Consider the following 17,443-nt stretch of genomic DNA (forward strand, 5'->3'; position numbering starts at 1 on the left):
CCCTACCGCACCAGCTCCACTTCGGCCTCGACCGACATTCCCGGCCGCAACCGCGCCGCCGCCGCCTGACCGGAATCGATCCGGATCCGCACTGCGATCCGCTGCGGCACCTTGACGAAATTGCCGCTCGCATTGTCGGGCCGGATCACTGCGAACTCCGATCCCGCCGCCGGTGCGAGCTGCTCGACGCGGCCGGTCAGCCGCTCGCCGCCCAGCGCATCGACCTTGAAGCGCGCCACTGCGCCGGGGCGGATCTTCGCGGTCTGCGCTTCCTTGAAATTCGCGATCACCCACAGATCGTGCGGCACCAGCGACATGAGCTGGGTTCCCGCAGTGACATATTGTCCCTGCCGCACGCCGATCTCGCCGAGCTGCCCGGCGACCGGCGCACGGATCACGGTGTTGCCGAGATCGATCTCGGCAAGCCTCAGCGCCGCCTGGGCACCCTCGACGCTCGCCTGCAATCCGCCGCGGTCGACTTCGACGCTCTGGATGCCCTCCTCGGCGATCGTCCGCGCCGCCTCGGCCTGACGCAGATCGGCCTGCGCCTGGCGCAGCGCCGCGCGCGATGCGTCGCGCTCGCGATTGGCGACGAAACCCTGCCCCGCCAGCGCCTCGATCCGGGCATTGTCCGCCTGGGTGCGGGTCAGTTGCGCCCGGGCCGCGTCGATCGCCGCCTGCTGCGATCGCAGGGTCGCCGCGCGCGTCGCCGCCTGCTGGGGGTTGTCGGCAAGCGCGGCGCTCGCATTGGCGACATTGGCGCGCGCCTGCGCGACTCGCTGGCGATAGATGCGGTCGTCGATCCGCGCGAGCACGTCGCCCGCCTGCACCGTCGCGAAATCCTTGACCGGCACTTGTGTGACATAGCCGCTCACCTGCGGGCTCACGATCGTCACCTGCCCGCGCACATAGGCATTCTCGGTCGATTCGACTCCGCCGGCGAACGGCCCCACGCGCCACGCCATCAGGATCGCGACCAATGCGGCGATGACGAGGATCACGATCACCACCAGCCCCGCCCGCCCCGGCCGCGGCGGGCTCCAGCGCCGCGCCTCGGGCGCCGGGACAGCATCGGCGCCCTCGCGCGTCTGCGGCGGCACCGGCTCGGCGGGCTCGGCCTCCAGCGGCGGAGGGTGCGGTCAGCCATTTTGCGCTCCTGCCCGTTCGGCGGCGATGCGAGCGAGATTCTCGCGGCGCACGCGGAAGATGTGGAACGACGCCCAGACGATCGTGCCCAATGCGATCGCCGCGATCAGCAGGAACACGTCGTTATAAGCGAGGATATTCGCCTCGCGGCTTGCCTGTTGCGCCAATATCGCCGCGCCCTCCGCCTGGCGCAGCGCCGGATCGGTGAGCACCCGGCCATAGGCACTCGCATTCTGCTGGATGCGCTGCGCTACCAGCGGGTCGGCGAGGTTGAACCCCGCGGTGATCTCGGCGCTGTGCGCGCGCTCCCGCACCACCTGGAAAGTACCGAGCATCGCCGCGCCGAACAGCCCGCCCAGATTCTGGGTGATCCCGAACAAGGCCGAGAAGCTGACGAAATGAGTCGGCCCCTGCTGGAGCGCGCGGGTCAGCCCGACCAGCATCGCCGGCCCCATGAACAAAGCCCCGGCAAAACCGAGCAAGGCCTGGCTCCAATACATGTCGTGCGGCCGCGTGAGGTTGGTCGAGCTCGAATCGAGCCATGCGCCCAATGCGATCAGCGCCAATGCGATCAGGATCGGCCGGCCCAGAAAGGTCGGGTCGATCGTCAGTGCGCTCACCACCCCACCCGCGAAGGTCGCGAGCAGCACCACCAGGAAGAGCATCCGCATCTGGTCCTGCCCCATGCCCAATACGGTCAGCAGCCCGCTCGCGCCCACGCCCTGTTCGGAGAGCACGACGCGAACGAGGATCGCCACCAATGCGAACCGCAATATGTCGCCGCTCCCCAGCCAGCGGGTGTTGAGCAAGGGGTTCTTGCGATAATGCTCGATCACCAGAGCGGCAGGGATCAGCACCGCCGCGCCGAGCAGTGCCGGCCCGATCCACGGCGCCTCGAACCACCACAGGGTTCGCCCCATGCCGAGCACCGCGCAGAGCAGTCCCATGCCGATCGCGAACAACGGGAAAGTGACGAAGTCCATCGGCTCGAATGCCTTGACTCGCTCGACCGGGGGCAGCGCCAGCAGCCGGACGCCCGCAAGGCACAGAAGCGCCAGTCCCAGCTCGAACAGATACAGGGTCTGCCAGCGGTCCGCCTCGAAAGCGCTCGACGGGAACAGCCGCGCCAGTGGCACCGCCAGCTGCGGCAGCGTGATCGCCGTGACGATCCCCTTCAGCCGATGCTTCGCCGACCAGGCCTGGACCATGTAGAGGAACCCGACCGTGCTCAGCGCGGCCCCGGCGATCCCCGAAAACGCCCGCACGAGAATCGCCGACCAGAAGCTGTGCACCAGCAGGTGCGCGCCCGTGGTCAGCACGAAGCCGATCAGGAAGATCTGCGTGAACAGCCGGATGCCGAATTGCTGGCGGAACTTGATCAGCACCATGTTGGCGCAGACATTGGTCATCACATAGACCGTCGGCAGCCATTGCAGCTCGGCCTGATACAGTCCCAGCGAACCCTGCAGATTGGTGAGATTGGCCGTGACGATGCCGTTGCCCAGCGCGCCCGCCATCACCACGAGGGTGGCCAGTGCTCCATAAGCAAAGCGGCGATGCGGCGGATGCCAGGGTGTCGGCGGCGAGCCCGGGATCGGCGAGCGCTCGTGCGGCGCGGGCTGCCATTGCTGCTCCTCGGATCCGCCGCTCGTTGCCATAGCGATATAAAGCGGAAGCGGGACGAACGATCCCGCTTCCGAAACGAGGCGCGGCCGCTCAGTCGCCGCGTACGATCGTCAAATGCACGGCATTCTCGCCCGCTTCCTGGCTGGCGACGCGATAGCCGAGCGCATCGAGGTCGAGCCCGGCGAACAATGCCTCGCCCTTGCCGAGCAGCACCGGCGTCACCGGGATGTGCAGCTCGTCGATCGCCCGCGCGGCCAGATATTCGCGGACCGTTTCCACGCCGCCGCCGATCTCGGATGTCGCGCTCGCCCGCGGCGGCCCGCGCCTGCTCCAGCGCGCTCTCGATGCCGTCGGTGACGAAGTGGAACACCGTGCCGCCCGCCATCTCGAGCGGCGGCCGTTCGTGGTGGGTCAGCACGAACACCGGGCAGTGATAGGGCGGATTGTCGCCCCACCAGCCCTTCCAGTCATGGTCGGGCCATTCGCCGCGCACCGGGCCGAACATGTTGCGGCCCATGATCCATGCGCCGAGCCCCGCCATGCCGCGCGCTGCATAGCCTTCATCCATGCCGTCCGATCCGCCATCATTGCCATACATCTTCCGGAAGGTTCGGGTGCCGAATACCCATTCGTGCAACTCCTCGCCTCGCCGCCCGAGCGGATCCTCGAGGCTCTGATCGGTCCCGGCACCATATCCATCTGCCGAGATGCTGAATGCGTTCACGCGAACCTTCGACATTGCCTTTCTCCATCTGCTTGCATTTTGCAACTAGTTGCGAGTTACGTAAACTGATTGTATATTGCAAGCGGTTTTTGGAGGCCGTGATGGAAGAGCCGCGTTCGGGCTGCCCGATCAATCTCGCGCTGGAAGTGCTCGGCGATCGCTGGAGCCTCGTGATCATCCGCGACATGATGTTCGGCAATCATCGCCATTTCCGCGTGCTGCTGCGCGGATCGATCGAGGGGATCGCCTCGAACATCCTCGCCGATCGGCTCAAGCGGCTCGAGGCGGCGGGGTTGATCAGTCGCGCCGATGATCCCAGCCACAAGCAGAAGACGCTTTACAGCCTCACCGAAAAGGCGATCCAGCTCGTGCCCGTGCTGGTGGCGATGGGCGCCTGGGGCCGCGCGCATCTGCCCGTCACGCCCGAGCTCGCGATCCGCAGCCGGCTGCTCGAGGAAGGCGGCCCGGCAATGTGGGAGCAGTTCATGGACGAACTCCGTGCGGCGCATCTCGGCGCTGCGCCCCGGCCGGGTCCCTCGGTCGCCGAGCGGCTTGGGGCGGCATATCGCGAACTGGCGGGCGCAGAGTGAGCACCGGGTCGTATCGGTATTCAATCCTCCCCCGCCAGGGGAGGTGGCAGGCGCAGCCTGACGGAGGGGAGGAAGCACGCCGCGAATTTGGTGCTTCCTCCCCTCCGTCGCCTTCGGCGACACCTCCCCTGGCGGGGGAGGATGGGGACTGCCCAAAATACCACCCCCGAAATACCACCCATTGTGTCCACCGATTCCTCCCCGGAATATTTTTTCGGTTCGCGCTGTGTTCTCTTGCCTTTGCGGGACCCGAGGATTGACCATGCGTCGCGGCCCGCCACGCGCGTCAGCCGTCCGTGAGTCGAGTCATTTTAGCGACGAACCGTTTGGTTAACCGATGATTTAACCCCTTGTGCCGGGACTCGGTTTGGCACAATCTGTAGTGGTAGGACTGAGGGGCAGGCTCAACTACTGGTAGAACCGCCACCGCATACCCATATGCGGGACAGGCTCTATCGTGCCCGGCAGACCGCGCGAGGATCACTTTTTGTTCTCGCGCGGAGCCGTGGCGATGGTACCATCGCCGTGCCGCCCCCGAGTCGCACCGAGGCCTCCCGGAAGGAGGCGCGTGCAAGGGTATAAGGGGTCGGATGACATGGAATTCAGGGACACGGAAAACAGCGTGAACGACACCGTCGCCGAAGCCACGATTGCCGCCGGGACCAAGGCGAAGCCGCGCAAGTCCGCCAAGGACCAGGACACACGCGCCGTCGCGCCGCAGCTCTACACGCTCGAAGTCGATCATTCGCGCGATGCCCTGCTCACAGAATTCGGCAAGGAGACGCTGAAGGACCGCTATCTCCTTCCCGGCGAGACCTATCAGGATCTCTTCGTCCGCGTCGCTTCGGCCTATTCGGACGACGCCGCGCACGCCCAGCGCATCTACGATTATATCTCGAAGCTCTGGTTCATGCCCGCCACGCCGGTTCTCTCGAACGGCGGCACCGGGCGCGGCCTGCCGATCTCGTGCTTCCTCAATTCGGTGCCCGACAGCCTCGGCGGCATCGTCGATACGTGGAACGAGAATGTCTGGCTCGCCTCGCGCGGCGGCGGCATCGGCACCTATTGGGGCAATGTCCGCGGCATCGGCGAGCCGGTCGGCCTCAACGGCAAGACCAGCGGCATCATCCCGTTCGTCCGCGTGATGGATTCGCTGACCCTCGCGATCTCGCAGGGGTCGCTGCGCCGCGGTTCGGCCGCCTGCTATCTCGACATCTCGCACCCCGAGATCGAGGAGTTCCTCGAGATCCGCAAACCCTCGGGCGATTTCAACCGCAAGGCGCTGAACCTCCACCACGGCGTGCTGATCCCCGATGCTTTCATGGAAGCGGTGCGGAACGGCGAGGAATGGACGCTGCGTTCGCCGAAGGACCAGTCCGAGCGCGGCAAGGTCGATGCCCGCGCGCTCTTCCAGAAGCTGGTCGAGACACGCCTGGCGACCGGCGAGCCGTACATCATCTTCGCCGATCACGTGAACTCGAACATGCCCAAGCATCACCGCGATCTGGGCCTCAAGGTCTCGACCTCGAACCTGTGCTCGGAGATCACGCTCCCCACCGGCAAGGACCATCTCGGCAACGAGCGCACCGCGGTCTGCTGCCTCTCGTCGCTCAACCTCGAGAATTGGGACGAGTGGAAGGACACCAAGGGCTTCATCGAGGACGTGATGCGCTTCCTCGACAACGTGCTGCAGGATTATATCGACCGCGCCGAGCCGGGCATGGAAAAGGCCGCTTATTCGGCCAGCCGCGAGCGTTCGGTCGGCCTCGGCGTGATGGGCTATCACAGCTTCCTCCAGGCGCGCGGCCTCGCTTTCGAAGGCGCGATGGCGAAGTCGTGGAACCTCAAGATGTTCAAGCACATCAAGGCGCAGGTGGATGAGGCTTCGATGCAGCTCGCGGCCGAGCGGGGGCCGTGCCCCGACGCCGCCGAGATGGGCGTGATGGAGCGCTTCAGCTGCAAGATGGCGATCGCGCCGACCGCGAGCATCTCGATCATCTGCGGCGGCACCAGCGCGTGCATCGAGCCGATTCCGGCGAACATCTACACCCACAAGACGCTGTCGGGCTCGTTCTCGGTCAAGAACCCCTATCTGGAGAAGCTCCTCAGCGAGAAGAGCAAGAATTCCGAAGGCGTATGGAGCTCGATCCTCGAGCAGGGCGGCAGCGTCCAGCACCTCGACTTCCTGAGCCAGGAAGAGAAGGACTGCTACAAGACCAGCTTCGAGATCGACCAGCGCTGGCTGCTCGAGCTCGCCGCCGATCGCACGCCCTATATCGATCAGTCGGCGTCGCTGAACCTGTTCATCCCGGCCGATGTCGAGAAATGGGACCTGCTGATGCTCCACTTCCGCGCATGGGAGCTCGGCATCAAGTCGCTTTACTATCTCCGCTCCAAATCGGTGCAGCGCGCCGGCTTCGCGGGCGGCGTCGAGGCCGACAACACGATCGACCTGCGCGAGATCCAGGTCGAATCGAAGGATTACGACGAATGTCTGGCGTGCCAGTGAGGTGGCAGGGGTAAATCACCCTCACCCTCCCACGTCGCTTTGCGACGCGGGCCCCTCCCTCTCCCGAAGGGAGAGGGGTGAAATGGCGCGCCTTACTGTCCCTCTCCCTTTGGGAGAGGGAAGGAGCCGCGCAGCGGCGGAAGGGTGAGGGTGATGCGCCTGTACCAGAGCCAGCCTTCCGGAACGGTGTCCCGCGCAAAGCAACTCCGTCGTGACGCCTCCCCGCCCGAACGGCGATTGTTGCGAGCACTTCGCGAAGCACTTCCGACACACAAATGGCGGCATCAGGCACCGGTCGGCCCATTCTATGCCGACATTCTTTGTTTTTCCGAGGCGCTGGTGATCGAAGTCGATGGCGATACGCATGCCGATGCAATGGAACGCGACACCGCGCGGACCGCAGTGATTGTGGCCGAAGGCTATCGCGTGGTCCGGTTCACCAACGGCGACGTGATGGGCAATCTGGAGGGCGTGCTCTCGAGCGTTGCCTCGATGCTCGCGGACAAGGCAAAGGGCAGCACCGCATGAACGCCGCTGCCCTCACCCTTCCGGCGCTGCGCGCCTCCTCCCTCTCCCAAAGGGAGAGGGATTCAGTTCACCCCTCGGACTCTTCCTCGAACAGCACTGCGTTCGCCGCGGTGGCGCTGAGCCGCACCTGGTCGCCCTCGACATCGGCGACGAGGCCGATCGAGATGTAATGGTGATGCCCGGCATGGCTGCCCTCGGCGCCCTCGATCTCGGCGCCCGAATCCTTCTTGGTCAGCTTGATCCGGTCGCCCTCGACATGATCGACGGTGCCGACATGGACGCCGTCTGCGCCGATCACTTCCATATGTTCCCTGATTGCACTCGCGTCGGCCATGGAAAAGCTCCTCTGGTTGGTTCGGCTCGGCAACGCATGAACGCTGCGAACGATGCAGGAGATAGGAAATGATCCGTCTGCGTAACAGTGCCGCGCTCGCCGCGCTGATGCTGCTCGCCGGATGCGCGACACAAGTGAGCGCCGGCGTGTCCCCGCAGGCGCCCGGCTTCCTGCTCGGACTGTGGCACGGCTTCATCTTCCCGGTCGCCTGGTTCCTGTCGCTGATCATGCCCGACGTCGCGGTCTATGCCGTGCCCAATAACGGCGGCTGGTATGATTTCGGCTATTTCCTCGGTATCGTGGTGTTCGGCGTCGGCGCCAATCGCGGCCGGAAAATCGTCTATCGCGACCGCGTGATCCGCGAGAAGCGCACCACGATCATCGACCACGAATGACGCGCAGTCTCGCCTTGATGGCCGGGCTGGCCGGAGCGGCAGGCGCCGCGGGGCTGACGACGCTCGTCCGCCCGTCGCTCGCCCGCCGCGCCCTGCGCCTGCCCGATGCGGAGGCGACCGGCTACGCCCTACGCATCGCCGGCATGATGCTGTTCGCGCTCGGCTTGTTCCTCGGCGGCTTTGCGGCGGTCGCGACGATGACGGGGGTGGCATGAAGATCCTCCCGATCCTCGGCGCCACGCTCATCGTTGCGCAAGGCCTGCTGATGCTCTTCGCGCCGCAGCGTTTCGCCGCAATCACGCGTTGGAATTACCGCCTGATCGGCGCCCGCCCCGCCGAGCCGGGCCGCGGCACCTTCCTCTTCTATCGCATCCTCGGCGCTGCGCTGTGTGCGCTCATCGCCTTCATCCTCATCACCAAGTTCGTCCCGGAGTAATCCCATGCCTCTTCTCGAAGCCCGCAAGACCTACAAGCCGTTCGAATATCCGTGGGCCTATGAGTTCTGGAAGCGCCAGCAGCAGATCCACTGGATGCCCGAGGAAGTGCCGCTCGGCGAGGATTGCCGCGACTGGGCGCAGAAGCTCACCGATCACGAGCGCAACCTGCTCACCCAGATCTTCCGCTTCTTCACTCAGGCCGATATCGAGGTGCAGGATTGCTACCACGAGAAATACGGCCGCGTGTTCAAGCCGGTCGAGGTCAAGATGATGCTCGCCGCCTTCTCCAACATGGAGACGGTGCACATCGCCGCGTACAGCCATCTGCTCGACACGATCGGCATGCCCGAGAGCGAATACGGCATGTTCCTCGAATATAGCGAGATGAAGGACAAGCACGACTATCTGCAGAAGTTCGGCGTCGACAGCGACGAGGACATCGCCAAGACGCTCGCGATGTTCGGCGGCTTCACCGAGGGGCTCCAGCTCTTCGCCAGCTTCGCGATGCTGATGAACTTCCCGCGCTTCAACAAGATGAAGGGAATGGGCCAGATCGTCTCCTGGTCGGTGCGCGACGAGAGCCTCCACTGCGAGGGCATCATCCGCCTGTTCCACGCCTTCACCCGCGAGCGCGACTGCCTGACCAAGGCGGTCAAGTCCGACATCATGGACATGTGCCAGACCACCGTCCGCCTCGAGGACGCGTTCATCGACCTGGCGTTCGAGCACGGCCCGGTCACCGGCATGACGCCCAAGGAGATCAAGAAGTACATCCGCTACATCGCCGACTGGCGGCTGGGCCAGCTCGGCCTCAAGCCCATCTACATGATCGACGAACACCCCTCCCCTGGCTCGCCCCTTTGCTCAACGGCGTCGAGCACGCCAATTTCTTCGAACAGCGCGCGACGGAATATTCCAAGGGCGCGACGCGCGGGGCATGGAACGAAGTGTGGGACTCGTTCGACAAGCGCCAAAAGGCGAAGGCCGTGCCCGCGGCGAACGAGGATGCGTCCGGTGAGGGCGGGGATATGTTCAAGCAGGCGGGGATTGCGGCGGAGTGAGCTATGGGGCTCTCTGAAGCGCAGTTTAATGAGGCGGCCCTTCTGCAGCTCTGCGTAGACCGAGCTCCGGAATCTCTTACCCTTGAATTCAAGCGAAGCCTCCCTGGTCGTAGCGATCGAGATCGAGCCGAGTTTCTCAAGGATGTTTCCGCGTTGGCCAACGCCGCTGGAGGGCAGCTAGTTTACGGCGTTGAAGAGAAAGACGGTACGGCCGCTGCGTTGATTCCAACCAGTGATGAAGTCATCGACGATATTGTCAGAAGACTGAGTCAAGTTTTGGACGCGGGAATTGAGCCACGATTGGCAAACGTCAGCTTCCACCCCGTCTCGTTAGAAGGGGTTACGCATTAATTATAGATGTTAAACCGTCCAGAAACGGACCACACCGTTACTTATATAACGGGAATAGTCGATTTGTGATTAGGAACGGCACTCACACGTCCGAATTAAATTACGACCAATTGAGAAGCGCTTTTGATAAAAGCGCTTCTTTGGCTGCCGCCGCTCGAATGCTATCGCGAGAGAGATACAACGCTCTAGCTAATAGACAAACGTGGCGCCCATTGCCCGATGGCCCTATATGTGTTGCGCAGTTTATTCCTATCCTCTCCATGGATCCTCGATCAAAAATTGACATAAATTGGGTCCATGAAAATTTCACAATGCTCATGTTTAACGATTGGGGAGGGGCGTCCCGAGCTTTTAATCTGGACGGCGTCGTTGCCTATTCAGGATCTCCAGAACGAGTTGGGGCATACACTCAGGTTTACCGTAACGGAATGATGGAAGCTGTTCGGATGGGAGGACATTCTTTCATGGAACGGCCAGTAGTTCCATCAACTACTGTTTCAACATTCTATCGAGATGCCATTTCAAAATATGTTCATTTCGCCAAACAAGCCTATCTTGCTGGGCCGATAATGGTAACTGCTGCGCTTATAGGTGTTGATGGCCATGAATTTGGCATAGGTGGAAACTTTTTTCTCGCTCCACTCCGATTTCAGATCGCTCTAACATGATATTGCCAGAAATTATGATTGAGGACATTCAATCTGCAGATAATGTGGATGATGTAGCGAGACCGCTACTCGACATACTTTGGCAATCCTTCGGATTACTTAACTGCGCCGAATATACGGAAGAAGGAGTGTGGCAACCTCGTACTTAGAGGGTAAGCACTTGCCACAACCGTCACCCCGGCCTTGTGCCGGGGTCCACCGCGCCGCGCGTCACACCGCCAGCGGCTCCAGCCCCAGCCCCACCGCAAGGTCGTTCCACGCCGGGTTCTCCCGCTCGATCAGATTGCGCTTCCAGTCGCGCCGCCAGCGCTTGAGCTGCTTCTCGCGCGCGATCGCGCCTTCCATCGATTCCCCGGTCTCGAAATAGACCAGCCGGTAGATGCGGTGCTTCTTGGTGTGCCCGTCGAACGTGCCTTCGCGGTGCTGGAGAATGCGGGCGATCAGGTTTGAAGTCACGCCGACATACAGCGCGCCGTTGTAGCGGTTTGCGAGGATGTAGACGCAGGGCGTGCCAAGGATCATCGGCTGTGCAGCCTGTCGCCCGGTGGACCCCGGCACAAGGCCGGGGTGACGGAGCTGGACGGAAACCACACCGATCCGGACACACTTGCCGCGCAACGCCCGCCCACGCATAGTTCGGCAAGTCGACGGATTGGGGATCACGATGCGGCGCATCTTGGGAATAGCAGTGGCCGTGCTGCTCATCGCCGGCGCGGGCGTTTACGCGTTCCACGACCAGATCTGGCCCGACACCAGCGGCCCGCATCGCGGCGCCGGGGGCACCGCCGGGGACAATCTCGGCAAGAAGCGGGGTGGCGGCTGAGCGCGCCGCCCTCGACCCCGCTAGACCCAGATCCCCACTTCCACCAAATCCCCTCACCCACGCCGGCCTTGCGCCGCACCTCGGCCTTGACCGGCAGCAGATAGCCCCCGCTTTCCTTGTGCGGGAATACCGAGCTGTCGAACGCCACGCCGTCGACGCTCGCGCGGACCCGCACCGATCCGAACCCCCGCGCTCCGCCCATCGCGCGCAGCTCGAAAGCCCGCGCGCGGATCGCGTCCGCCGCCTCCCCCACAATCGTCACGAAATACCAGCTCGCCTTGGCCGGCGGCTCGGGCGTCCAGCGCCACAGCTCGGTCTCGAGCACCAAGGGCGCATCGTCGGTCATCGCCGCCCCAGCCGCGCCGCCAATTGCCGCACGCTGAGCCCGCTCACCGGATCGCGCCACTCGGGCACCACCGCCAGCAGCGGCCGCAGCACGAAATCGCGTTCCCGGAACGCGGCATGCGGCACGGTGAGGCGCTTCTCGCCCCAGGCGCCTTCGGACCAAAGGATGATGTCGAGATCGATCACCCGCGCCGCCCAGCTCCGCCCGCGCCGCCGACCGAACGCCCGCTCGATTGCCTTCAGCCGCGCGAGCAACGCCGGCGGTTCCTCGTCGCTCTCGATCAGCGCGGCGGCATTGGCGAAGCGGCGCTTCGAGGGCCGAGCGGCGGCGTGCGCAACACCGGCGACACTGCGACCACGCCGCCCAAAGCCGCGAGCGCCGCGGCCACTTCGGCCTCGGGACTGCCATGGCGCCCCCGGCGATTGGAGCCCAGCGCGATGACATAACTTGTTGTCGGCACGTCCCCGGGACTATCGCGGCTCCATGCCCGCGCCAAGCCCTTTGCCCGATCACGATTGCCCGCTCTGCCCGCGGCTGGCGGCGCTGCGCACCAGCCTCCGCACCGAGCATCCCGACTGGTGGAACGCCCCGGTCCCCGCGCTCGGCGATCCGGATCCCTGGCTGGTGATCATCGGCCTCGCCCCCGGCAAAAACGGCGCCAACCGCACCGGCCGCGCCTTCACCGGCGACGCCTCGGGCGACCTGCTGTTCGCGACGCTGGCGAAGTTCGGCCTGGCCGATCAAGGTGAGCCGCAGGGCGTATTGATCCTCAACGCCGTCAAATGCCTGCCACCCGACAACAAGCCGGTACCCGCCGAAATCCACGCCTGCCGCGACTTCCTCACCGCCGAGATCGCCGCTCTGCCCTCGTCCCGGATCTTCGTCGCATTGGGCGAGATCGCGCACCAGTCGGCGGTCAAGGCATTGGGCGGGCGCCTGCCCAAGGCACGCTTCGGCCATCTCGCCGAGCATCGCCTGCCCGGCGGGCGGGTGCTGATCGATAGCTATCACTGCTCGCGCTACAACCAGAATACCGGCCGCCTGACGCCCGGGATGTTCGAGGCAGTGTTCGCCCGCGCGCTGGCGATCCACGAGAGCATCGGCGACGATGCCGGGAATCAGCGCTAGCGGCTATCGACATTCACTTCCCTCTCCCGTCGGGAGAGGGTTGCGCAGACTTGGGTCTTGCGCAGCAAGGCCTTAGTCGGAGCTGGATGAGGGGATCGCCTTCTCGATAGCAGGACACCCTCACCCAGCTCCGCTAGGCAGCGAGCTGCCAAGCTTCGCTACCTCTCCCACCGGGAGAGGAGAAGAGCTGCCGAATGCCCACGCCACCCAAGGCTTCCAATGTAGGAAATGCTGTGCTGTGGTCTCCCGGCTCTTTGAATCGGTCAGGCTAAGCGGCGGCTTTTCGCGCAACATGCTTTCCCGAACGCGCAATTTTCGTTCGAGAACGATGCGACTTCCGCAAACCGAGTCAATTTAGATGTCTTCCACCAGCCGCCCATAGAGCTCCGGCCGGCGATCGCGGAAGAAGCCGAACGCGGCGCGGTGGCGCTTGATTCGCTCGAGATCGAGCTTGGCGACGATCACGCCGGTCTCCTCGCGGTCGAGCTCCGCCAGGATGTCGCCGCGCTCGTCGGTGATGAAGCTGGTGCCGTAGAAAGTCTGCCCGTGCTCCGTGCCGACGCGATTGGCGGCGACCGCGGGGACGACGTTCGACACGGCATGCCCCACCATCGCCCGGCGCCACAGCCGCGCGGTATCGAGGCTGTCGTCATGCGGCTCGGATCCGATCGCGGTCGGATAGAACAAAACCTCGGCGCCCATCAGCATCATCGCCCGCGCGGTCTCGGGATACCATTGGTCCCAGCACACCCCCACGCCGATCTTGGCGCCCGGGCCGTTCCACACCTTGAACCCGGTATTGCCGGGGCGGAAATAGAATTTCTCCTCATAGCCGGGGCCGTCGGGGATGTGGCTCTTGCGATAGACGCCCTCGATCCGCCCGTCGGGGCCGATCATCGCGAGGCTGTTGTAGAAATGCGGTCCGTCGGCCTCGAAGAAGCTGGTCGGGATGTGGATGCCGAGATCGGCGGCGAGATGCTGCATCGCCAGCACCGCCTTGTGCTCGTGCGCGGGCCGCGCATTGGCGAACAGGCCCTCATCCTCCACCCGGCAGAAATACTCGCCTTCGAACAATTCGGGCGGCAGCACGACCTGCGCGCCTCGGCTCGCTGCCTCGCGGACGAGTTCGGACACGGCCTTGATATTGGCATCGATATCGTTGGTGAAGGCGAGCTGGAGCGCCGCGACGGTGATCTCGGTCATGGTCAGCGCATTTAGTCGATGTCGGCCCGGTTGCCACCCTGCGCGGGCAGAATATCGAAGTGGTGAACCCGGCGCCCCTCGCCGAACCGCGCGTAGAGCGCCTGCGCCGCCGCGTCGTCGTCATCGGCCTGGACGAAGATCGCGGATGCGCCGAGCTTCGTAGCGAGCCCGCCGAGCGCCTCGATCAGTGCGCTCGCCACGCCGCGGCGCCGATGCGCTTCGGCGACGGCAAGGTCATAGAGGTACAGCTCGTCACGCGCCGGATCCACGTGCGGAAGCGCATAGGCGAGCAGCCCGCCGACCAGTTCGCCGCCGTCCTCCGCGACCAGCAGGATCACCTCGGCGCGCGCGAGAAGCCGTTCGAACCCGGCATCTGCCGCCATGCGCCCGGGCTGCTCGAAGGCTTCGTCGAACAACGCCTTCAGCCGGCCCAGCACGGCGGCATCACCCGCACCGAGCCGGCGGACGCCGATCACAGCCGCGGGAGCTGCTGGCTGATGCAGTGGAAGCTCCCGCCGCCGGTCAGGATATGGTCGGCACGCTGGCCGACAACCTGACGGCCCGGGAAAAGCTCCGCGAGCGCGGCGATTGCCGCGTCGTCATTCGCCTGGCCATAGACCGGCACCACGATCGCGGCGTTGCCGATATAGAAGTTCATGTAGCTCGCGGGCACGATCTCCTCCTCGGGGCTGAGCACCCGGCCCGGCGAGGGGAAGCGGACGACTTCAACTCCGAAGCCCCGCGCGCGCTGCGCGGCGTCCTGATAGACGCGCCAGTTCGGATCGTTGTCGGTCGCCTCGGGGATCAGCAGCCGGTTCTCGCCCACGAAGCGCGCGAGATTGTCGACATGGCCGTCGGTATGATCGTTGACCAGCCCGTCACCGAGCCACAGCACCCGGGTATAGCCGAGATCGGCGGCGAGCAGCGCCTCGACATCGGCCTTGCTCAGGCTCGGATTGCGATTGGGGTTGAGCAGGCATTGCTCGGTGGTGACGCACAGCCCGGTGCCGTCGCCGTCGACCGCACCGCCCTCGAGGATCCAGGGATGCGCCTCGACGCCCAGCTGCGCGCGCTTCGCCAGCCGCAGGCCGACATCCGAATCGCCCTCGAGATCGTATTTCCCGCCCCAGCCGTTGAAGCGGAAGTCATGCGCCCGGCCCGCGCCGTCGACGATCGGCCCGGTATCGCGCAGCCAGATGTCGCCGAACGGTTCGATCACGATATGCGCACTGCCGCCGGCATAGCTGATCGCCGCAGCGGCCGCCTCTTCGTCGGCGGCGACGAGGATCACCTTCTCGCCGCGCCCGTCGGCATGGACCGCCCGGGCGAAGGCGGCGACTTCCTTGCGCGCGGGCTCGAGGTCTTCGAGCCACAATTCGGGGTGGCTGGGAAAGCCGATCCAGACGGCGTCGTGCAAAGCCCATTCGGGCGGAGGCGGCTGAGTCATGCGCGCGCTCTTACTTCCCCGCGCGGCTCTTGTCTCGGATCGCGCGGAATTCGGCGGTGGGATACCAATTGGGCCATGCCGACCCCTCGGCGAGCTGGCGCCCGAGGCCATAGAAGATCGTCAGATCCTCGATCGCGCCGTCCCAGTTCCAGTTCGGATCATATTGGTCCTGCGGCTTGTGGTAGCGGTGCTCGGTATAGTCGTCGGAAGCCTTCTTGCCCGCTTCCTTGCCGCCGACGCGCAGATCCTCGCCGCTCTCGCCATAGAGCATCGGCACGCCCAATTTGGCGAAGCTGAAATGGTCCGAGCGGTAATAATAGCCGCGCTCGGGCGTGGGCTCGGGGACGATGATCCGGTCCTGCGCGGCCACGAAGGGCTTCACCAGATCCTCGAGTTCGGACTTGCCGACGCCGACCAGCACGAAGTCCTTAGCCCGGCCGACATTGTTGACGCCGTCCATGTTCACCCCGCCCACCGTCTGGCTGAGCGGAAACACCGGGTTCTCGGCATAGAATTTGGAACCGAGCAGCCCCGATTCCTCGGCAGTCACCGCCAGGAAGACGAGGCTGCGCTTGGCCGGCCCGGCCTTCACATGCGCCTCGGCGAGCGCGACCAGCGCGGCGGTGCCCGAGGCATTGTCGAGCGCGCCGTTGCAGATGTCGTCGCCGTTCACTGCATCGCAGCGGCCGAGATGGTCCCAATGCGCCGAGTAGAGCACGACTTCGTTCGGCCGCTCGCTGCCGGGGAGAATACCGACGACGTTCTTCGATGCCTGGCGCCGGATCGTGTTGTCGAACGACACGTTCGCCTTCACCCCCAGCGGTACCGCCTTGAAGCCCTTGTGCTTCGCCGCTTCGACAAGCGCCGCATAATCCTTGCCGGCGCTGGCGAAGAGTGCCTTGGCGGAGTCCTGCTGGATCCAGCCGATCGCCTTGGACTGGTCCATATGGTCGCCCGGTGTGTCCTGCTCGAGCTGCGGGCCGGTCCACGAGGATTGCACCACGCCCCAGCCATAGGCGGCGGGCTCGGTATCGTGGACGATGATCGCGGCGGCCGCACCCTGCCGTGCAGCTTCCTCGAACTTGTAGGTCCAGCGGCCGTAATAGGTCATCGCCCGGCCGCCGAATTCGCCCTGCAGTCCCGGCGTCTGCCAGTCGGGGTCGTTGACGAGGATGATCACCGTCTTCCCCTTCACGTCCACGCCGGCATAGTCGTTCCAGCCGCGCTCGGGGGCATTGATGCCATAGCCGACGAACACGACGTCGCTGTCCTTCACCGCGGTCTTCGGCGTGACCTGATACGTCGCGATCACCATATCCTTGCGATAATCGAGACTGACCGGCGCCTTGCCCCCGGTGAAGCTGAGCGCGGAAACGTTCTGCCCGGTAATCTCGACCAGCGGCACGTCCTGGAACCAGCTGCCCTTGTTGCCGGGCTTGAGCCCCGCTTTCCGGAAGCGCTCGACGAGGTAGGCGAGCGTCTTCTCCTCGCCGGCGGTGGCCGGGGCGCGGCCCTCGAATTCGTCGGACGAAAGCCGCTCGGTCACTTGCCTGAGCGTGTCGATCGAAATCTGCGGTGCGGTCTGCGCGGCCGCGGACGTGCCGGCGAGCAAGAGCATGGCGGAAAGAGCAAGGCGCATGGAGAACTCCTGGGATGGGATTGTCGCGAGTGTGGCAGCGCGCTGGAGCACCGGCAAGCATTGCAGCTGGCGCGGGCGGGCCCTCAAACATGCCGGTCGCTGACCGAACACGATCTGTCGATCGACTCGCATATGCTGATCACCCTCGCCGTGCCGCGTCCGATATTTATCGGCGCAAGCACGATCGATACGGGTGACGGCTGGGTCGATCCGAAAGGCAGCTTTCTCGCGGCCGCCGCGGCATCGCCGGCCTGGTCGTTGCTGGGACGGCGCGGGCTGTCGACCTCCGATTTTCCGTCAGTATTGACGGCAGTTATCGAAAGTAGGGTCGGTTTTCGACAGCATCATGGCGGCCACAGCGCTCGCGACAACTGGCCCGTCTTCATCGACTTCGCGTCGAAGCATCTTTTCGGGCAAGAACATTGACTTGCAGTACCCCCGTCGCGCTGGTTCCGGGGGTCTGAATAATAAGACTTGCCCAAGTTCGT

At 64.7% G+C, this 17,443-nt stretch carries 21 protein-coding genes and 2 pseudogenes; 12 read left to right on the forward strand and 11 right to left on the reverse strand.

The features are described from left to right. Window positions 1–2: 2 nt before the first annotated feature. From PIB19_RS14265 to PIB19_RS14275, 3 genes are read right to left on the reverse strand one after another with little or no spacing between them, the layout of a single operon-like run. Window positions 3–1,100, reverse strand: coding sequence for an HlyD family secretion protein (locus tag PIB19_RS14265; RefSeq protein ID WP_271237901.1), 1,098 nt, complete (start codon window positions 1,098–1,100; stop codon window positions 3–5). A gap of 39 nt (window positions 1,101–1,139) precedes the next feature. After that, entirely contained in the window at window positions 1,140–2,804 is a 1,665-nt protein-coding gene (locus PIB19_RS14270) for an MFS transporter (RefSeq protein WP_271237902.1), read from the reverse strand. Window positions 2,805–2,862: 58 nt separating this feature from the next. Further along, window positions 2,863–3,051 carry a dihydrofolate reductase family protein gene (locus PIB19_RS14275; protein WP_271237903.1) on the reverse strand — a complete coding sequence of 63 codons (189 nt, stop codon included), beginning with the start codon at window positions 3,049–3,051 and terminating at the stop codon, window positions 2,863–2,865. Window positions 3,052–3,068: 17 nt separating this feature from the next. On the opposite strand from PIB19_RS14275, the gene PIB19_RS14280 reads away from it, so the two are divergent. The 4 genes from PIB19_RS14280 to PIB19_RS14295 all read left to right on the forward strand — a co-directional run bounded on the left by PIB19_RS14280 (window position 3,069) and on the right by PIB19_RS14295 (window position 7,123). After that, entirely contained in the window at window positions 3,069–3,206 is a 138-nt protein-coding gene (locus PIB19_RS14280) for a hypothetical protein (protein WP_271237904.1), read from the forward strand. Between the two features lie 391 nt (window positions 3,207–3,597). Beyond that, window positions 3,598–4,086 (forward strand): winged helix-turn-helix transcriptional regulator, encoded by a 489-nt coding sequence (locus PIB19_RS14285; protein ID WP_271237905.1) that lies wholly within the window; start codon window positions 3,598–3,600, stop codon window positions 4,084–4,086. A gap of 595 nt (window positions 4,087–4,681) precedes the next feature. Further along, window positions 4,682–6,595 carry a ribonucleoside-diphosphate reductase subunit alpha gene (locus PIB19_RS14290; protein WP_271237906.1) on the forward strand — a complete coding sequence of 638 codons (1,914 nt, stop codon included), beginning with the start codon at window positions 4,682–4,684 and terminating at the stop codon, window positions 6,593–6,595. A 153-nt stretch (window positions 6,596–6,748) separates the two neighbouring features. Continuing rightward, window positions 6,749–7,123, forward strand: coding sequence for an endonuclease domain-containing protein (locus tag PIB19_RS14295; RefSeq protein ID WP_271237907.1), 375 nt, complete (start codon window positions 6,749–6,751; stop codon window positions 7,121–7,123). A gap of 67 nt (window positions 7,124–7,190) precedes the next feature. On the opposite strand, the gene PIB19_RS14300 is transcribed toward PIB19_RS14295, so the two are convergent. Beyond that, window positions 7,191–7,457, reverse strand: a complete 267-nt coding sequence (locus PIB19_RS14300) for a DUF2171 domain-containing protein (RefSeq protein WP_056610399.1) — start codon at window positions 7,455–7,457, stop codon at window positions 7,191–7,193. Between the two features lie 68 nt (window positions 7,458–7,525). On the opposite strand from PIB19_RS14300, the gene PIB19_RS14305 reads away from it, so the two are divergent. The 6 genes and pseudogenes from PIB19_RS14305 to PIB19_RS14330 all read left to right on the forward strand — a co-directional run bounded on the left by PIB19_RS14305 (window position 7,526) and on the right by PIB19_RS14330 (window position 10,369). Continuing rightward, complete coding sequence (locus tag PIB19_RS14305) at window positions 7,526–7,852, forward strand: hypothetical protein (protein ID WP_271237908.1); 327 nt, start codon at window positions 7,526–7,528, stop codon at window positions 7,850–7,852. Next, complete coding sequence (locus tag PIB19_RS14310; RefSeq protein ID WP_271237909.1) at window positions 7,849–8,067, forward strand: hypothetical protein; 219 nt, start codon at window positions 7,849–7,851, stop codon at window positions 8,065–8,067. Before PIB19_RS14305 ends, PIB19_RS14310 begins: the two co-directional genes overlap by 4 nt. Continuing rightward, window positions 8,064–8,288: a hypothetical protein gene (locus tag PIB19_RS14315; protein ID WP_271237910.1), complete on the forward strand. Its 225-nt coding sequence runs from the start codon at window positions 8,064–8,066 to the stop codon at window positions 8,286–8,288. Before PIB19_RS14310 ends, PIB19_RS14315 begins: the two co-directional genes overlap by 4 nt. A gap of 4 nt (window positions 8,289–8,292) precedes the next feature. Further along, window positions 8,293–9,350 (forward strand): annotated as a pseudogene (locus PIB19_RS14320) (ribonucleotide-diphosphate reductase subunit beta). Window positions 9,351–9,353: 3 nt separating this feature from the next. Next, window positions 9,354–9,701 (forward strand): AlbA family DNA-binding domain-containing protein, encoded by a 348-nt coding sequence (locus PIB19_RS14325; protein WP_271237911.1) that lies wholly within the window; start codon window positions 9,354–9,356, stop codon window positions 9,699–9,701. A gap of 311 nt (window positions 9,702–10,012) precedes the next feature. Beyond that, entirely contained in the window at window positions 10,013–10,369 is a 357-nt protein-coding gene (locus tag PIB19_RS14330; RefSeq protein ID WP_271237912.1) for a hypothetical protein, read from the forward strand. A gap of 210 nt (window positions 10,370–10,579) precedes the next feature. On the opposite strand, the gene PIB19_RS14335 is transcribed toward PIB19_RS14330, so the two are convergent. The 3 genes and pseudogenes from PIB19_RS14335 to folK form a co-directional block, all read right to left on the reverse strand. Next, entirely contained in the window at window positions 10,580–10,891 is a 312-nt protein-coding gene (locus PIB19_RS14335; protein ID WP_271240992.1) for a GIY-YIG nuclease family protein, read from the reverse strand. 179 nt (window positions 10,892–11,070) lie between these two features. Next, the gene (locus PIB19_RS14340; protein ID WP_271237913.1) at window positions 11,071–11,538 is read right to left on the reverse strand and encodes a DUF1905 domain-containing protein; all 468 of its coding nucleotides are present in this window, start codon (window positions 11,536–11,538) and stop codon (window positions 11,071–11,073) included. Next, a pseudogene (gene folK, locus PIB19_RS14345) lies at window positions 11,535–11,998 on the reverse strand (2-amino-4-hydroxy-6-hydroxymethyldihydropteridine diphosphokinase). Before folK ends, PIB19_RS14340 begins: the two are co-directional and overlap by 4 nt. A gap of 23 nt (window positions 11,999–12,021) precedes the next feature. Here folK and PIB19_RS14350 point away from each other — a divergent pair. Beyond that, window positions 12,022–12,666 (forward strand): uracil-DNA glycosylase, encoded by a 645-nt coding sequence (locus tag PIB19_RS14350; protein WP_271237914.1) that lies wholly within the window; start codon window positions 12,022–12,024, stop codon window positions 12,664–12,666. 354 nt (window positions 12,667–13,020) lie between these two features. On the opposite strand, the gene aguB is transcribed toward PIB19_RS14350, so the two are convergent. From aguB to PIB19_RS14370, 4 genes are read right to left on the reverse strand one after another with little or no spacing between them, the layout of a single operon-like run. Beyond that, window positions 13,021–13,869 (reverse strand): N-carbamoylputrescine amidase, encoded by an 849-nt coding sequence (aguB, locus tag PIB19_RS14355; RefSeq protein WP_271237915.1) that lies wholly within the window; start codon window positions 13,867–13,869, stop codon window positions 13,021–13,023. Window positions 13,870–13,880: 11 nt separating this feature from the next. After that, a complete protein-coding gene (locus PIB19_RS14360; protein WP_271237916.1) occupies window positions 13,881–14,345 on the reverse strand; it encodes a GNAT family N-acetyltransferase in 465 nt (154 codons plus the stop codon). Further along, on the reverse strand, window positions 14,342–15,316 hold the full coding sequence (locus PIB19_RS14365; RefSeq protein WP_271237917.1) for an agmatine deiminase family protein: 975 nt from the start codon (window positions 15,314–15,316) through the stop codon (window positions 14,342–14,344). Before PIB19_RS14365 ends, PIB19_RS14360 begins: the two co-directional genes overlap by 4 nt. A gap of 10 nt (window positions 15,317–15,326) precedes the next feature. Continuing rightward, the gene (locus PIB19_RS14370; RefSeq protein WP_271237918.1) at window positions 15,327–16,955 is read right to left on the reverse strand and encodes a M28 family metallopeptidase; all 1,629 of its coding nucleotides are present in this window, start codon (window positions 16,953–16,955) and stop codon (window positions 15,327–15,329) included. 132 nt (window positions 16,956–17,087) lie between these two features. On the opposite strand from PIB19_RS14370, the gene PIB19_RS14375 reads away from it, so the two are divergent. Further along, window positions 17,088–17,381 (forward strand): hypothetical protein, encoded by a 294-nt coding sequence (locus PIB19_RS14375; RefSeq protein ID WP_271237919.1) that lies wholly within the window; start codon window positions 17,088–17,090, stop codon window positions 17,379–17,381. Window positions 17,382–17,443 lie beyond the last annotated feature (62 nt).

It is taken from the genome of Sphingomonas sp. 7/4-4 (assembly GCF_027941955.1).
Classification (GTDB): domain Bacteria; phylum Pseudomonadota; class Alphaproteobacteria; order Sphingomonadales; family Sphingomonadaceae; genus Sphingomonas.

Coding starts and splice junctions, on each gene's coding strand:
- PIB19_RS14270 (WP_271237902.1), bottom strand. CDS start 2,804: ATGGCAACGAGCGGCGGATCCGAGGAGCAGCAATGGCAGCCCGCGCCG.
- PIB19_RS14280 (WP_271237904.1), top strand. CDS start 3,069: ATGTCGCGCTCGCCCGCGGCGGCCCGCGCCTGCTCCAGCGCGCTCTCG.
- PIB19_RS14285 (WP_271237905.1), top strand. CDS start 3,598: ATGGAAGAGCCGCGTTCGGGCTGCCCGATCAATCTCGCGCTGGAAGTG.
- PIB19_RS14290 (WP_271237906.1), top strand. CDS start 4,682: ATGGAATTCAGGGACACGGAAAACAGCGTGAACGACACCGTCGCCGAA.
- PIB19_RS14295 (WP_271237907.1), top strand. CDS start 6,749: ATGCGCCTGTACCAGAGCCAGCCTTCCGGAACGGTGTCCCGCGCAAAG.
- PIB19_RS14300 (WP_056610399.1), bottom strand. CDS start 7,457: ATGGCCGACGCGAGTGCAATCAGGGAACATATGGAAGTGATCGGCGCA.
- PIB19_RS14305 (WP_271237908.1), top strand. CDS start 7,526: ATGATCCGTCTGCGTAACAGTGCCGCGCTCGCCGCGCTGATGCTGCTC.
- PIB19_RS14310 (WP_271237909.1), top strand. CDS start 7,849: ATGACGCGCAGTCTCGCCTTGATGGCCGGGCTGGCCGGAGCGGCAGGC.
- PIB19_RS14315 (WP_271237910.1), top strand. CDS start 8,064: ATGAAGATCCTCCCGATCCTCGGCGCCACGCTCATCGTTGCGCAAGGC.
- PIB19_RS14325 (WP_271237911.1), top strand. CDS start 9,354: ATGGGGCTCTCTGAAGCGCAGTTTAATGAGGCGGCCCTTCTGCAGCTC.
- PIB19_RS14330 (WP_271237912.1), top strand. CDS start 10,013: ATGCTCATGTTTAACGATTGGGGAGGGGCGTCCCGAGCTTTTAATCTG.
- PIB19_RS14335 (WP_271240992.1), bottom strand. CDS start 10,891: ATGATCCTTGGCACGCCCTGCGTCTACATCCTCGCAAACCGCTACAAC.
- PIB19_RS14340 (WP_271237913.1), bottom strand. CDS start 11,538: ATGACCGACGATGCGCCCTTGGTGCTCGAGACCGAGCTGTGGCGCTGG.
- PIB19_RS14350 (WP_271237914.1), top strand. CDS start 12,022: ATGCCCGCGCCAAGCCCTTTGCCCGATCACGATTGCCCGCTCTGCCCG.
- aguB (WP_271237915.1), bottom strand. CDS start 13,869: ATGACCGAGATCACCGTCGCGGCGCTCCAGCTCGCCTTCACCAACGAT.
- PIB19_RS14365 (WP_271237917.1), bottom strand. CDS start 15,316: ATGACTCAGCCGCCTCCGCCCGAATGGGCTTTGCACGACGCCGTCTGG.
- PIB19_RS14370 (WP_271237918.1), bottom strand. CDS start 16,955: ATGCGCCTTGCTCTTTCCGCCATGCTCTTGCTCGCCGGCACGTCCGCG.
- PIB19_RS14375 (WP_271237919.1), top strand. CDS start 17,088: ATGCTGATCACCCTCGCCGTGCCGCGTCCGATATTTATCGGCGCAAGC.